The following is a 14,819-nucleotide window of genomic DNA, read 5'->3' as shown; positions in this document are numbered from 1 at the left end:
CGCCGCGGGCGCCGCCTTCGCGCCCCGCGCCGATCAACCGCCGAGGCCGCACCGCGGCGAAAGCGGAATCGCCGCAGAACCTGGTTCCCGGAACACATCACGACCCCGTCACGATCAACGGATCGGTAGGGTTGCCGCCCTTGCCGCTTGCTGGCGGCCGGGCGTAGACCAGAGCGCACAGAACAGCGCCCACGACCATTGTGCGAGGCACGGGCGCGTATGGAGAACGGAACGGGGACGTGATGCGCAAGACAGCTCGTCAGTCGGGCAACGCCATGGGGCGGGAGCCCAGAGCCGCGCGGAGCGCGCGGGCCGCGGCGGCGGTGGTCGCCGGTGCGCTCGTGCTCACCCTCAGCGCGTGCGGCGGTGGCGACGACAAAGCGGACAAGGGCGGCAAGGACCAGACGGGCGCCACGGGGGGCGTCCCGAACACGGTCAAGCTCCCCAAGCTGGACGGTGAGAAGCTCCAGGTGACGGCGGTCTGGACCGGCACGGAGCAGAAGAACTTCAAGAAGGTCCTGGCAGAGTTCGAGAAGCGCACCGGCGCCGAGGTGACCTATGTCGCCGGCCAGGACCCCATCATCAACTACCTCGGGTCGAAGATCGCGGGCGGTGCGCCGCCGGACGTGGCGATGCTGCCGCAGGTCGGCGCCATCCAGCAGGCCGTGGACAAGAAGTGGGCCAAGCCGGCCGGACCCGACGCCGTGGCACAGCTGAAGAAGAACTACTCGCCGGGCTGGCAGAAGATCGGCCAGGTGGACGGCAAGCAGTACGGCGTGTACTTCAAGGCCGCCAACAAGTCGCTGATCTGGTACAACACCAAGGTCTTCGCGAACGCGGGGGCGAAGGAGCCGAAGACCTGGAAGGATTTCCAGACCACCTCGCAGACCGTCTACGACTCGGGTGTCACGCCGATGTCGGTGGGCGGCTCGGACGGCTGGGTCCTCACCGACTGGTTCGAGAACGTCTATCTCTCGCAGGCCGGCCCGGAGATGTACGACAAGCTGGCCAAGCACGAGATCAAGTGGACGGACCCGTCCGTCAAGAAGGCGCTGACCACGCTCGGAGAGTACTGGGGCAAGAAGGACTACCTGGCGGGTGGCGCCAAGGGGACGCTCCAGACGGCGTTCCCCGACTCGGTGAAGCAGACGTTCACCGGTGGCGACCAGCCGAAGGCGGGCATGGTCTTCGAGGCGGACTTCGCCGGGGCCAACGTCCAGGACGCCAAGGCGAAGGTCGGCACGGACGCGAAGATCTTCCCGTTCCCGGCCGTCGGCCAGGAGGCCCCGGTGGTCAGTGGCGGTGACGCGGCGGTGGTCCTGAAGGACTCCAAGGCCAGCCAGGCCCTGCTGACGTTCCTCGCCTCGCCGGACGCGGCCACGGTCTGGGCCCAGGCGGGCGGCTACCTGTCGCCGGACAAGAACGTGCCGCTTACCGCGTACCCGAACGACGAGCAGCGCTCGATGGCGAAGGCCCTGATCGACGCGGGTGACAACTTCCGCTACGACATGTCGGACCAGGCGCCGCAGTCGTTCGGTGGCACGCCCGGCAAGGGCGAGTGGAAGGACCTCCAGGACTTCCTGGCGAACCCGAAGGACGTCGCGGGTGCGCAGGCCAAGCTGGAGGCCGACGCGGCGAAGGCGTACGGGGGCTGACGGCTGATGACGTCGGCCGCCGTGGGAGGCGTCGGTGAAACGGCGCCTCCCACGCTGAAGAAACGCAAGAGCGTGACCGGCACCCGTCGCACGGTGGCAGTGTTGTTCCTGCTGCCCGCGCTGGTGCTGCTGGGTGCGCTCGTGGTCTACCCGATCGGGTATTCGCTGGTCCGTAGCTTCCTGAGCAACTCGGGGAGCGGCTTCGTCGGCCTGGACAACTACCAGAGCCTGTTCAGCGACGACGGCATCCTGACGGCGATCAAGAACACCGCGATCTGGGTGCTGGTCGCGCCCACCGTGGCCACCGCGCTGGGCCTGATCTTCGCGGTGTTGACCGAACGGGTCCGTTGGGGCACCGCGTTCAAGCTGGTCGTCTTCATGCCGATGGCGATCTCCATGCTGGCCGCGGGCATCATCTTCCGGCTGGTGTACGAGCAGGACCCCGAGCTGGGCGCGGCGAACGCCGTGTGGGTGGGGGTGCACGACACCTTCGCGGAGTCGTCCTCCTTCCCCAAGGCCCACCCGGGCGCCGAGTCGCCGCTGAAGCCGGCGGACGGGGGCGCGTACATCACCAAGGCGACGGTGCACGCCGGGCAGCCGGTGGTGCTGCCGATGGTGGGTGTCGCGCCCGAGCAGATGCCGAACGCCGCCAAGCCCGCGAAGGCCGCCAAGACCGCGTCGGGCAAGGTGACGGGCACGACGTGGCAGGACTTCACCCGCGGCAAGGGCGTCGGCACCCGTGGGGGTGTGGACGCGTCCGAGCTGGGCTACTCCGGGATGAAGATCGAGGCCGTCAAGGGCGGCGAGGTCGTGGACTCCACGACGGCCGCCGCCGACGGGACGTTCACCCTGTCGGCCAAGGCGGACGGTGCGCAGCTGCGGCTGCCCGGCAGCAACTTCCGGGAGCCGTACAACGGGGTCGAGTGGCTCGGCCCGACGCTCGTGACGCCCGCCATCATCGGCTCGTACGTATGGATGTGGGCCGGTTTCGCCATGGTGCTGATCGCGGCGGGCCTGGCCGGCATGCCGCGGGAGCTGCTGGAGGCGGCCCGGGTCGACGGGGCGAACGAGTGGCAGGTGTTCCGCCGGATCACGGTGCCGCTGCTGGCGCCGGTGCTCGCGGTCGTCCTGGTCACCCTGATGATCAATGTGCTGAAGATCTTCGACCTGGTCTTCATCATCGCCCCCGGCTCGTCGCAGGACGACGCCAACGTGCTGGCGCTCCAGCTGTACCGCTCGGCCTTCGCCGAGCAGAAGCCCGGTGTCGCCAGCGCGATCGCGATCCTGCTCCTGCTGCTGGTCGTACCGGTGATGTGGTTCAACATCCGACGGCTCAGGAAGGAGGCGCAGCGATGAGTGCCGAGAGCCAGACCGCGCAGGACGTGGTCGTCAAGACGCCGAAGCCCGCCCCGTCCACCGCCGGTTCAGGACCGGCCGACGAGCGGTCGCTGGGCGCACGGATCGCGGGCCGGGTCAGCGGTGGCGTGCTCCAGGTGGCCCTGATCGTGGTGGCGCTGTTCTGGCTGATGCCCACCATCGGCCTGCTGCTGTCGTCCCTGCGCACGCCGACCGACATGTCGGCGAGCGGCTGGTGGACGGTGTTCAGCGAACCGTCGAAGCTGACCTTCCACAGCTACCAGAACCTGCTGGAGAACTCGTCCATCACCGACTCCCTGGTGAACTCGCTGCTGATCACCGTTCCGGCGACGCTGCTCGTCGTGGTGATCGGTTCGCTGGCGGGCTACGCGTTCGCGTGGATGCAGTTCCCCGGCCGCGACTGGTGGTTCGTCGGGGTGGTCGGGCTGCTGGTGGTGCCGGTGCAGGTGGCACTGCTGCCGATCGCCAAGCTCTTCGGCAGCATCGGGATCTTCGGCTCGATCATCGGCGTGATCGTCTTCCACGTCGGCTTCGGTCTACCGTTCGCGATCTTCCTCTTGAGGAACTTCTTCGCGGAGATCCCGGTGTCGCTGCTGGAGGCGGCACGGCTGGACGGCGCGGGTGAGCTACGGCTGTTCTTCCGTGTCGTGATGCCGCTGGGCGGCCCGGCCATCGCCTCGCTGGGGATCTTCCAGTTCCTGTGGGTGTGGAACGACATGCTGGTCGCGCTGATCTTCTCCGACGCGGACAGCCAGCCGATCACGGTGGCGCTCCAGACGCAGGTACGGCAGTTCGGCAGCAACGTCGACATCCTGGCGCCCGGCGCGTTCATCTCCATGGTGATCCCGCTGGCGGTGTTCTTCGCCTTCCAGCGGCAGTTCGTGTCCGGCGTGATGGCCGGGGCGGTGAAGTAACGGCTGAGGGGGGTCAGTCCCCTCGCACCCCGAGGGGGGCGGACCGGAACGGTCCGCCCCCCTCTTTCCTGTGTTTGGCGAGAAGCGAAGGTCGGGTCTGGCACAGTGATTTGAGCGTGCCGTGCCGTGGGAATCAGGTACCTGATCGACTGTGGGGGGCCATGCCGACCAGCGACGTTGACGGTGCATCCGAACACTGGGATCCAGCACATCCGGTCCTGGAGGTCCTGCGCGCCCGCCGCGCGTCCGGGAGCCGGCCCGGGCAGCGCGACGACGGCGCCAAGGTGGCACTGGCCGTCGAGGGCGGTGGTATGCGCGGGGTGATCTCGGCGGCCATGCTGACCGAACTCGAAGACTACGGTTTCAAGGACGCCTTCGACGTGGTCTACGGCTGTTCCTCCGGGGGGATCAACGGCGCCTACTTTCTGGCCGGAGAGACCTGGTACCCCCTGTCGATCTACTACGACGACCTGACGACCAAGAAATTCGTGGATTTCTCCCGCGCCCTGCGCCGGCTTCCGATCCTCGGCCTCGACTACGCCTTCGACCATGTCATGGAGCGGGTCAAGCCGCTGGACTACGAGGCGGTCCTCAGGTCAGAGATTCCGTTGGCGATCCCGATCACCGATGTCGACGCCCTCCAGACCGTGGTGTTAAGGGACTTCGCGTCCCGTTCGGAGCTCAAGGAGGCGCTGCGGGCCTCCGCCTGGCTCCCCATCGCCGTTCCGGGCACGGTGCAGATGGCCGACGGCCGGCGCGCCGTCGACGGCGGAGTGCTCACGGCCCTGCCGTTCCGGCTTGCGATCAACGACGGCTGCACACACGTCCTGTCCCTCAGTACCCGGCCGATGCGCGAACCCAGCGACGGCTTCACCCTGATGCACCGGTACACCCGTGCGCACCTGGAGCGCATGAGCCGCGGTCTCGGCGACGGCTACCTGGCGGCGATCATCCAGAAACACAGCGACCAGGCATGGCTGCACCGCACGCGGACGGCTCCCGAGGCCGATCCGGCCTACGTCCTCGACCTGGCGCCGTTGCCGTGGATGACCGAGCTGAAGCGGCATGAGCTGCGCCACCACCAGCTCCTGGAAAATGCCCGAACGGCCTACGGAATCGCGTTCTGCGCCACCGAGGGAAGGCCCTCCGTACAGCTTCGCCGCAGCAGCATCCGTGCCATGCCGAAACTGACGATGGTGGACACCACAGATGGCCAACCACAGCGCTTCGCTGGATCCACTCCTCGCGGCGTTACGCACTCTGACGGGGTACGACGACCCGCACCTGACACAGCTGAGCGATCTCTTGGAGCTACCGCCGAGCGGCCTTCAGGAGACCAACCGGCGCCGGACGCGCCGGCTTGAGCTGTGGCGGCGGCTACTCCAGGACATCCCAGTGGACCAGCGCTCATTCGACGGCAGATTCGGGATCGGCAGCAGGGAAGCCACCATCGACACCCTGGTTCCCTGGTGCCTGGGCTACCGGGAGCTGGATGACCGGCAGCAGGAGACGGCAGCCGCGCCCTTCGGGTTCGTTGCTCTCTTCCTGCTGACCCTGCTCAGCCTCACCGAATCCGAGGCGCGCCGCTCGGTGCCGCACCCGTCGGGCATGGCCGATCGCAGCGGGTGGGCGCTCACGCATGACTGCGACGGCGTATGCGGCGTGCTGATCGGGCAAGCGGCGCTGGCCGAGACCATCGGCGAGGTCTACAGCCCGCAGCCGCCGCCCGGTCAGCGGCGCGCGGCACCGTCCGCCGGGCTGGGTTCCGCCGTGCAGGAGTGGCAGGCCATGGAGTGGCGGGGATTGCGGTTCCACCGGCACGGCAGTACCTCGATCATCCTGCGCGGCAGCACCGCACGAAGCGTCCATGGCATCCGCCCGAGCTTCGCCCTCAAGCTGATCCTCTACCCGTTCACCAGGATCCAGACCATCGCACACGCCACCCGCGAGTACGCCGAGAAGTACGACACCTCAGGTACCAGCGCCCGCCATCTGGTGCACATCTGGGCGAGCTTCGACAGCTGGATCCTGATGGACTTCGTCGCGGGGAGAACCCTCACGGAGATCATCCACGAGGAGTCGGTCCAGGAGGACGGCGGTGCGGGAACGGAGCGTTCCCTCCGGCTCGACCGGCTCAGATCCAAGGGATTGCTGCTTTTCGAGGCCCTGGAGGAACTCCAGCGCATCGCCCGGGAGGATCCGCAGGCCAACCGGTTCCAGGGCGTCCACGCGGACCTGTCGCCTTCCAACATCATCGTTGCCGACGCCGATGGCGCGTTCAAGCTCATCGACCTCGGCCGGAACTACCTCTACACCCATGCGATCACCGGGACGACGAGCGCCGACGCGGCCTTCATCGCTCCGGAGGTCAGGGCGGGCGACCACGACATCGCGCGGGCAGACCTCTACTCGCTCGGTCAACTGCTGATCTTCTTCGGCTGCGGACGTGGCAGCGCCGACGGAATCGTTCCGGACATCTTCTACGTGCGCGCCATGCTGCTGGCGCGCTTCCTTGAGGACCTGATCGACGCCAGTCCGGCACGCCGGCTGCTCATCTTCACCCCCGGTGACGCATCGGACTTCTCGTTCGCCCGGCTGAAGGACAGCTTCCTGGCGGAGCTGGAGATGGTGCAGGCCGCCGAAGAGGGCACCACCGAGCTTCGGACCGAGACGGGCTGGCGGGCGCTTCGCGAACTCGTCCGGCCCCTGGCCGGAGCCCCGGGCCGCGAGTGGCGGCTGTGGCGGATGCGCCGACAGCAGGGTGTGCGCGGGGCAGCGAACGGCATGCCGTTCACCAACTGGCTGCTCGCCTGGTCGTTCCTCGCGGCGGTGATCTGGGCGATCACGAACGCCACCGTCATCACCTGGCTGCTGCGAGACCTGAACCTGTCCTGGGGGAACCACCTGGTCGACCTGGCCCAGCACGTCAGTCACCGACCCGGCGAGCTGCCCATCGTCGACCGGTGGCGGCACGGAGGCTACACGGTGCCCGACTGGCGGGCCAACCTGCCCGAGCGCATGGTCGGGCTCTCCTACGCCATCGCGGCGCCCAAGTACTACGAGATGCTGTTCTCTGGTCTGACGCCGCTGGTCCTTGGTCGCAGGGCCGGCCGGACGAGCAGGCTGGCCCTGGGCGCCGAGACGATCATGCGGATCATGGCCGTGGCACCGTGCACGCTCGTGATGACGGCCACCCTGGTCGACGTGCGCTGGTGGCCGATCAACTCCGCGATCGGGCAGTGCATCACCGCGGTCTCGAACTATCTGACCCTGGCCTTCATCCAGGCGGTGGTCGCCCGCTCACGGCAGCTCGGATTGAGCACCGTCGCCCGTGACGACACCAAGATCACCGGTCTGTTGTCGTTCTCCCAGTGGGCGCCGACGTCGCTCTTCTACGCCGTGATCGTGCTGACCATCGGCAGCTTCCTCTACGCGGGGGTCCTGCACGACGAATGGGTCTACGCGCTGGCCGTCACCGCGACCAACATCTTCCTCTTCTACGTCATCAAGTGCGGCATCGGCGGTCCCACGGTCCGGATCACAATGGTCCGCGCCTGCCTGGCTGCGGAGCGCGTGGGCAGATGCGCGTAACGCCGTGCCCCGTAGTGTCGTGGCGGCGGCCGTGCCTGAACAGGGGCGCGGGGAACTGTGCCCCCACTGGTCGGTGGTCCGGATGCGACGGAAACGGCCCTTTTCGGCTGGTGGCGACCTGCAAGGTCGCTTGTGGCTGAGCACGCCCGCGCGGCGGAAGCCGCAAATCGACACAGCCCCGCGCCCCTTTACGGGCCACCGGCGCCGTCAGGCGCCACCCGCGCCGTAGCGCACGATCGTCGTCGGCACGACCGTGCTGCGGGGCGGCCCGACAGGGGCCTCCGGCGTCTGGGCGAGACGCTCAAGGAGGAGGCGGGCCGCCCGCCGACCGACCTCGTCGGCGTCGTAGGAGACGACGGTGACCGGCACGTCCAGCAGATCGGCCAGGTCGAAGTCGTCGAAGCCGGCGAGCGCGGTACCGCTGTGCAGCCGGCGCACCGCACGGTAGGCGCCGAGCGTGAGGCGGTTGTTGGTGCAGAACAGCGCGGTGGGGGCGTCCGCGCGGTCGAGCAGGTCCAGCGCCGCGGCCTCCGCGCTGGCGATGTCGTGCGGTCCGCGGCGCACCCACTCCTCGCGGGGCGTGAGCCCGGCCTCCTCGTGGGCGGCCCAGAAGCCGCGGTACCGCTCGGCGCCGGTGAACACGGTGGGCCGGTTGCCCAGGAACCCGATGGCGCGGTGGCCCTCGGCCAGCAGCCGCGCGGTCGCCGCGCCGGCCCCGCCGAAGTCGTCGACGAGGACCGTGTCGGCCTCGATGCGCGACGGGGGCCGGGCGGCGAGCACCACCGGGGTGCCGCCGAGTGCCGCGGGATCGAGGTGGCGGTGGTCGGCGGTGGCGGGGACCACGATCATGCCGTCCACCCGGCGGGCGGCCAGGTCGTCGACGAGGGCGCGTTCACGCTGGACGTCCTCGCCGGTGTTGCCGAGCACGACGCGCAGGCCGTGCTCGTCGGCGATCTGCTCGGCGCCCAGCGCGAGGCGGGAGTAGAACGGGTTGGCCAGGTTGGTGACGACGAGGCCGATGGTGCCGCTGGGGCGGCCTAGGCGGAGGTTGCGGGCCACCTCGTTGCGGCGGTAGCCCAGTTCCCGGACCGCGGCCAGCACCCGCTCGCGGGTGGCCGCGCTGACGTTCTGCTCCTTCAGCACGCGGGAGACCGTCATCGCGCTCACCCCGGCACGGGCCGCCACGTCCCGCATGGTGGGGCCGGCGAAGCCGGGGCCCGACGGCCCTGCGTGTTGCTGTCCTGAAGGGCTCACCACGGTCTTCGCTTCCTGCATGGACGTTTCATGGACGTTCATTTCCAAAACGCCCGTTCTCCGTCAGTTCCCACCGCCCATTCTCCGTCAGCCGTCCGGCTCCTCGGCCCACCGGGCCGCCCCGAGCAGTGCGGCATCGTCCCCGCGCAGGGCGGTCCGCAACGCCAGGCCGTCCGCCCGCCGCGCCCCGAGGCCGGCGGCCAGACCGGCGCGCAGGGCGGGTTCGATGAGGTCCCACGACGCGGCGATCGAACCGCCGATGACGACCGCGGTCGCCGCAAAGCGGTCCAGCCAGGGCGCGAGCGCCTCGCCGAGCGCCCGGAACGCGCCGTCCAGGACCGCCCGCGCGGCGGGGTCGCCGCCCCGCGCCAACGCGGCGATGTCCCGCACGTCCAAAGCCCCGCCGGCGCCCGCCCCGCCGGCGCCCGTCCCGTCCGAGCCCGCCTCGGCGCCGGCCTCGACGCCGGCGGCCTGCGCGTACGCGGCTCGTATGGCGCGCCGCGACACGGTGTCCTCCAGCGCACGCCCCGCGTAGACGAGCAGGTGGGCGCTGCCGTCCGGCGGCACCAGCGGGCCGTCGTTCACGGGCACCCCGGCGTCCAGGAACGCGGAGCCGACCCCCGTGCCCAGGGTGAGGCAGACCGCCCGCCGCTCCCCGCGCGCGGCGCCCGCCACGTGCTCGCCGACCCCGAACGCGTCCGCGTCGTTGAGGAACCGCAGCGCCGCCGGCCGGGACCGGATCCGTGCGGCGAGACCCGCGCCGACGTCCACGCCGTACAGCGCCTCGAACTTGCCGACGTCCTTGAAGAGACCGATGCCGCCCGCGTAGTCGAACGGGCCGGGCACGGCCACGCCCCAGCGGGCGCCCTCGGGTGCCGCGATGCGGTCGGCGGTGGCGGCGATGCGGTCCAGGATCTCCTCTGCGGTGCCGTGCGCCGCGAGCGTGTCGCGCACCACCGGGCCGACCGTGCGGCCGGCGGCGACGTCGACCAGGGCGGCGGTGACATGCGTGCCGCCGACCTCCAGGACCGGTGTGGTCAGCACGCGATCAGCCCCCGGCGGGCCGCCTCGCCGAGGCCGAGGTGCTGCGGGGCGCGCGCGTACAGGGTGGCCTGGAGCGCGTGGTAAAGGTCGGGCTTGCCGTCCCAGATGCTGGTGGCGGGCCGTCCGTCGGCGTCGAGCTGGTGCCACCAGCCGCCGCCCGCACGGTCGATCAGCCGGTGTTCCGCGTAGTCCCAGAAGGTGCGGTACCACTGCTCGTACGCGCTCTCGCCGGTCGCCCGGTGCAGGTAGACCGCCGCGCCGATGGCCTCGGCGATCGTCCAGTGCAGCCGGTCGCGCAGCACCGGACGGCCGGTGAAGTCGACGCTGTAGTAGAGGCCCCCGGCGGCGTCCCAGCCCTCGGTGACGGCGCGGGCGAACAGGGCACGCGCCGCGTCCAGGGTCCACGCCGCCGCTTCCCCTGCCTGGGCGTGGAGGGTGAGCAGCAGCCGTGCCCACTCCAGCCAGTGGCCGACCAGCGAGCCGTACGGCCGGAACGGGTCGCCGGGACGGTCCGCGTTGTAGTCCGGTACGGCCTGCCAGGCGGTGTCGAAGTGCTCGGGGATCCGCCAGTCGTGGGCGGCGCCGTGCTGCCGCACGACCAGGTCGGCGATGGACAGCGCCCGCGCGGTGAACGACGCGTCGCCGGTGGCCTCAGCCGCGGCCAGGTACGCCTCGGTCAGGTGCATGTTGCTGTTCTGGCCGCGGTACGCCTCCGGTGCGCTCCAGGCGCGGTCCCAGCTGTCCAGCGCGGCGCCCTCGTCGGGCCGCCAGAAGTACCGGTCGACGACTTCGGCGGCCTCCTCGAGCAGCTCCCGGCCGCCGGACAGCCCGGCCTGCGCGGCCGTCGCCCCGGCCAGCAGCACGAAGGCGTGCGCGTATCCGGCCTTCGTGTCGTCGACCGGGCCGCCGCCGGGCGCCACGGCGGCGTACCAGCCGCCGTGCTCGTCGTCGTGGAAACCGGCCCCGGAACCGGCCCGCAGCGCACGCAGCCCGTGCAGCGCCAGGTCACGCGCGCCGGGGCGGCCCATCAGATGGGCGAGCGCGAAGCAGTGCACGAGGCGCGCGCAGGCGTACAGGTCCTGCGGCCGGTCCCGGTCGGGGGTGCCGTCGGTGCGCAGCCACGAGAAGCCGCCGCGCGGGTCGGCCGCTGCCGCCGCATGGCCGTCCACCAGCCGGTCGGACTCGGCGGCCAGCCAGCGCTGGTGTGCGGCGGAGCTGATCCAGGGCGCACCGGCGAGCGCGGCGGGCGCACCGGCGGGCAACGGGAGGGACGGGGCGGAGTTCGGGTTCGGGTTCGGGTTCATGGCGGGCAGTCCTTGTGCGTGCCGTGTGCGGGGGAACGAGAGCGACGGCGGCCGGTCACCGCATGGCGCGGAACGTGCCGGCGCGCAGGGCGGCCTCGATGTCCTCCAGGCTGCGCCCCCGGGTCTCCGGGACGTACCGGAACACGAACAGGAACGCGAGCGCGTTGACGCCGGCGAACAGCCAGAACGTACCGGACACCCCGAGTGCGCTGGTCAGGGAGAGCGTGGTGAGGCTGACGACCAGGTCGCAGAACCACACCGCGAACGTGGACACGCCGACCGCGACCGCCCGGGCCTTCAGCGGGAACATCTCGGGTCCGGCGAGCCAGACGACGACGGACAGGCTGCCGCCGTTGAACGCGATGTACCCGATCACGCCGAGCACCACGATCCAGCGGGCGCCACCGGTCGGTGCCTGGCCGCCGACGAACACCGCGGCGAGCGCGGCCAGGCAGAGCACGGCACCGGGCAGCAGCACCAGCAGCAGCCGGCGGCGGCCGATCCGGTCGACCAGCCACAGCCCGAGCATCACCATCAGGAAGTTCACGACACCGACGCCGACGGTGGTGAGCATCGCGGCGGAGTGCCCGAAGCCGGAGTCCTGGAGGATGGTGGGCGCGTAGTAGATGATCGCGTTGATCCCGGTGACCTGTGAGGCGACGGCCAGGCCGATGCCCGCGACCAGCGCGGGCCGCAGCCAGCCGGCGCGCAGCGCGCCGAGTCCCCGGCCGCCCTTCTCCTCGGCGGTCGCGGCCAGCTGCCGCAGCTCACCGTCGACGTCCGCGCCCGCCGGGCGCACCCGCACCAGCACGGCGCGCGCCGCGTCCTGGCCCTGGTGCGTGAAGAGCCAGCGGGGGCTCTCCGGCAGCCGGCCCATGCCGACCAGCAGCGCCACGGCCGGCACCGCACCGAGCGCGAACATCCAGCGCCACCCGTCGTCCAGCACGTACCCGGCCAGGTAGGCGGCGAGGATGCCGAGCGTGACGGCGAGCTGGAAGGCCACGACGAGCGAGCCACGGCGCGCCGGCGGGGCGAGCTCGGCGACGTACAGCGGCACGGCCTGCGACGCGAGACCGACCGCGAGACCGAGCACCAGCCGGGCCAGGCCCAGGGTCCACGCTTCCGGGGCGATCGCGGCCAGCACCGCGCTGACCGCGAAGATGCCGCCGGCCCAGACCACGGTCCGACGCCGCCCGAGGCGCTCGGCGAGCCGCCCCGACAGGCAGGCGCCGACGATGGCGCCGACGATGATGGCGCTGGTCACGACCTGCTGACCGGTGTCGCCCAGCTGGAAGTCGTCGGCGATGGTGGGCAGGGCACCGGAGATGATCCCGGTGTCATAGCCGAACAGGAGCCCGCCAAGGGCAGCGATGACAGCAACGGTGACCACGGACCGGGACGTGCCCGATCTGACGGCTTCGCGGTGCCCCGCGGAGGTGGGGACGGTGGTGCGGCTCACGTGATGCCTCTTCTCTGGGACATGGTGATGGGGGCTTCGCAGGGCGGGTGGGGAGCGGGGGTAGGGAATGGAGGGTGGGGAGTGTGGGAGGCGTGGGGTGTTATCGATAACGAAGTGGGGCGCGCCTAGGGCGTACGGTGCGGAAATTAAGGGGCGCGGGGAACTGCGCGACCAGCCCCCACCGGCAGGTGGTCCGGAAACAACCGAGACCACCCTCCGGGGCGGATGGCGCGCCGCAGGCCGCCGACCGCAGTGCGCAAGGCACAGGCCCCAAGGCACAGGCCGCAAGGCGACCGGCGGCTACCGGACCAGCGACTTCACGACATGCACGGGTGCGTCCCCCACCGGGCGCACCCGGTACGCGCCGACCCCGGCAGGAACCGTCAACGTCTCGCCGAAGGCGAGATCGTGCGTGCGCCCGCCCGCCGTCTCGATCACGACGCCGGCGCCGGCGGAGACGTTGAGGAGGTGGAAGCGGCCGGCCGTGTCGTCCGCAAGCGCCTCGCCCGACTCCGCGGCAGGGTCCAGGACCAGCCGCCTGACCTCGTAGAACATCTCCGGAAGCGCACCGATGACCTCCTCGCGCCAGCCCGGCCCCGAGCGCAGCTCGCGCGGCTCCTGGATCAGGTCCCGGCGGGCGGCCTCGCCCTGCCGCCCGGTGTCGAGGTTGGCGAAGGCGTGGTCGTACGGCAGCGGCCGGGGCGCGCCCTGGGCGTTCCTGCGCAGCCAGTCGTAGAAGCGCAGCGAGTACAGGTACGGGGTGGCGCTGACTTCCAGGACCAGGTTGCCCGCGCCGGAGGCGTGCGGGGTGCCCGCCGGGATCATGTAGAGCCGGCCCTCTTCGGAGGGGTGGCTCTGCACGAACTCCTCGACGTCCATCGGCTCGCCGTGCTCGATGGCCGCCTCGACCTGCTTGCGCATCAGCGCCAGGTCGGCGTCCTCGCGCAGCCCGAGGAAGACCCGCGGATCGTCGCCCGCGTTCCGGGTCACGTAGTACGTCTCGTGCTGGGTGTACGGCCAGCCGAACCGTTCGCGCATGTACGCGGCCACCGGGTGCAGATGGAGGGAGAGGTTCCCGCCTCCGACGGTGTCCAGGTAGTCGTAGCGGATCGGGAACGAGGTGCCGTACTCGGCGTGCACCGGCGCACCCAGGAACTCCTCCGGGTGCAGCACACACAGCAGCTGGAACGGCAGCTCCACCTCCGCTTCGGGGCCGTCCCCGACCAGCACGCCGGCCTCCGGCGCGATCAGCTCGTAGCCGAGCGCGGTGTTGCCGGCGGGGGGCTCGAAGCCCAGCTCGCGGACGGCCCACTGGCCGCCCCACGGGGTGGAGTTGAAGTACGGGCGGGTACGGACCGGCCCGCCGGCCAGGTGGGCGAGCGTCGCGCGCAGCGTCGAGCCGTCGACGGAGGCCGGTGCGTGCGGGTCCTGGAGGTCGAGCCAGCGGTCGATACGGGGCGCGAGGGCGTCACGGTGCGCGTCGATCATCGGCCAGTCGGCGTAGAACAGGCGGCGCAGGTCGCCCGGCGTGCCGTGCCGCCCGAGGTTGACGCCGAGCGGCAGCTCACCCGCGACGACGGCCGCCTCCGCGTACCGCTTGGGCAGATCGGCGTACCAGAGCACATCGTGCCGGGCGAGCGCTGCACCCGGCCCGACGACTACGAGCAACCCCTCATCGGGGGCGCCGACCTGCGGGATCTCCCGGTACAGGACGGACAGCGGGCCCTCGGCGAGGGGCAGGAAGTACGGGTCGGCGGCCGGCCCGGGCGCATCGCCGGTGCGCTCGCGGACGGTGTCCCAGTCGGCCTCGTACTCCCGCAGGTCCAGCAGGTCCACCGGGGTGCCGCGGTCGGCGAGCGCGGCCACGATGCCGCGGGCCACGCCGTCCCAGTCCAGGGCGGCGGGCCCGTCGACGGCGAGCACGGCGCGCCGCGCGGGCAGCTCGCGCACGGCGGCGGCCCAGCCGCGGGCCACCGCGCCACCGGCGGCGGCGTAGCGGGGGTTGCGGTCGTAAGGGCGGGTGCGGGGCGGGGTCACGGGGATTGCTCCTGGTGGTGGGCGGTGCGGGGGGGGAGCGCCGGGGCGGTGCGTGCGCGGGGTGTGCGCAGGTGTGCACCGGAGGTCGTGGGTGGCGCGGAGATGTTGTTATCGATAACAACATCGGACGTGGCCGGGGCTCGCGTCAAGAGGGTCCGGGAGTGTTTTTCGACCGAACCGGAAT

The 14,819-nt window shown here is 71.2% G+C and carries 10 protein-coding genes; 5 read left to right on the top strand and 5 right to left on the bottom strand.

Annotation, left to right across the window (positions count from 1 at the left end):
* Positions 1-275: 275 nt before the first annotated feature.
* From NQO67_RS37005 to NQO67_RS36985, 5 genes are all read left to right on the top strand, one after another.
* The gene (locus NQO67_RS37005; RefSeq protein WP_374119254.1) at positions 276-1,655 is read left to right on the top strand and encodes an ABC transporter substrate-binding protein; all 1,380 of its coding nucleotides are present in this window, start codon (positions 276-278) and stop codon (positions 1,653-1,655) included.
* Positions 1,656-1,727: 72 nt separating this feature from the next.
* On the top strand, positions 1,728-3,011 hold the full coding sequence (locus NQO67_RS37000; RefSeq protein WP_255954844.1) for a carbohydrate ABC transporter permease: 1,284 nt from the start codon (positions 1,728-1,730) through the stop codon (positions 3,009-3,011).
* The gene (locus NQO67_RS36995; protein WP_255954843.1) at positions 3,008-3,946 is read left to right on the top strand and encodes a carbohydrate ABC transporter permease; all 939 of its coding nucleotides are present in this window, start codon (positions 3,008-3,010) and stop codon (positions 3,944-3,946) included. Before NQO67_RS37000 ends, NQO67_RS36995 begins: the two co-directional genes overlap by 4 nt.
* Positions 3,947-4,107: 161 nt before the next feature.
* Complete coding sequence (locus NQO67_RS36990) at positions 4,108-5,310, top strand: patatin-like phospholipase family protein (protein ID WP_255954842.1); 1,203 nt, start codon at positions 4,108-4,110, stop codon at positions 5,308-5,310.
* A 31-nt stretch (positions 5,311-5,341) separates the two neighbouring features.
* The gene (locus NQO67_RS36985; RefSeq protein ID WP_255954841.1) at positions 5,342-7,537 is read left to right on the top strand and encodes a protein kinase family protein; all 2,196 of its coding nucleotides are present in this window, start codon (positions 5,342-5,344) and stop codon (positions 7,535-7,537) included.
* Between the two features lie 207 nt (positions 7,538-7,744).
* Here the strand turns inward: NQO67_RS36985 and NQO67_RS36980 are convergent, their stop codons facing one another.
* The 5 genes from NQO67_RS36980 to NQO67_RS36960 form a co-directional block, all read right to left on the bottom strand.
* On the bottom strand, positions 7,745-8,731 hold the full coding sequence (locus NQO67_RS36980; protein ID WP_255954884.1) for a LacI family DNA-binding transcriptional regulator: 987 nt from the start codon (positions 8,729-8,731) through the stop codon (positions 7,745-7,747).
* Positions 8,732-8,878: 147 nt separating this feature from the next.
* Positions 8,879-9,832, bottom strand: coding sequence for an ROK family protein (locus tag NQO67_RS36975; RefSeq protein ID WP_255954883.1), 954 nt, complete (start codon positions 9,830-9,832; stop codon positions 8,879-8,881).
* Positions 9,829-11,139, bottom strand: a complete 1,311-nt coding sequence (locus NQO67_RS36970; protein WP_255954840.1) for an AGE family epimerase/isomerase — start codon at positions 11,137-11,139, stop codon at positions 9,829-9,831. The genes NQO67_RS36975 and NQO67_RS36970 overlap by 4 nt, the downstream gene beginning before the upstream one ends.
* 55 nt (positions 11,140-11,194) lie before the next feature.
* Entirely contained in the window at positions 11,195-12,598 is a 1,404-nt protein-coding gene (locus tag NQO67_RS36965) for a sugar porter family MFS transporter (RefSeq protein WP_255954839.1), read from the bottom strand.
* A 300-nt stretch (positions 12,599-12,898) separates the two neighbouring features.
* The gene (locus NQO67_RS36960) at positions 12,899-14,635 is read right to left on the bottom strand and encodes a class I mannose-6-phosphate isomerase (RefSeq protein ID WP_374119250.1); all 1,737 of its coding nucleotides are present in this window, start codon (positions 14,633-14,635) and stop codon (positions 12,899-12,901) included.
* Positions 14,636-14,819: the final 184 nt, after the last annotated feature.

The sequence above is a fragment of the Streptomyces odontomachi genome, assembly GCF_024435355.1.
Lineage (GTDB): Bacteria > Actinomycetota > Actinomycetes > Streptomycetales > Streptomycetaceae > Streptomyces > Streptomyces odontomachi.
The sequence above is the reverse complement of the archived record's forward strand: the minus strand, read 5'-3'. Positions and strand labels throughout refer to the sequence as shown.

What these genes read in the sequence shown, in the direction of transcription:
- NQO67_RS37005 (WP_374119254.1), top strand. Translation starts at nt 276, where the DNA reads ATGGGGCGGGAGCCCAGAGCCGCGCGGAGCGCGCGGGCCGCGGCGGCG.
- NQO67_RS36995 (WP_255954843.1), top strand. Translation starts at nt 3,008, where the DNA reads ATGAGTGCCGAGAGCCAGACCGCGCAGGACGTGGTCGTCAAGACGCCG.
- NQO67_RS36990 (WP_255954842.1), top strand. Translation starts at nt 4,108, where the DNA reads ATGCCGACCAGCGACGTTGACGGTGCATCCGAACACTGGGATCCAGCA.
- NQO67_RS36980 (WP_255954884.1), bottom strand. Translation starts at nt 8,731, where the DNA reads ATGCGGGACGTGGCGGCCCGTGCCGGGGTGAGCGCGATGACGGTCTCC.
- NQO67_RS36970 (WP_255954840.1), bottom strand. Translation starts at nt 11,139, where the DNA reads ATGAACCCGAACCCGAACCCGAACTCCGCCCCGTCCCTCCCGTTGCCC.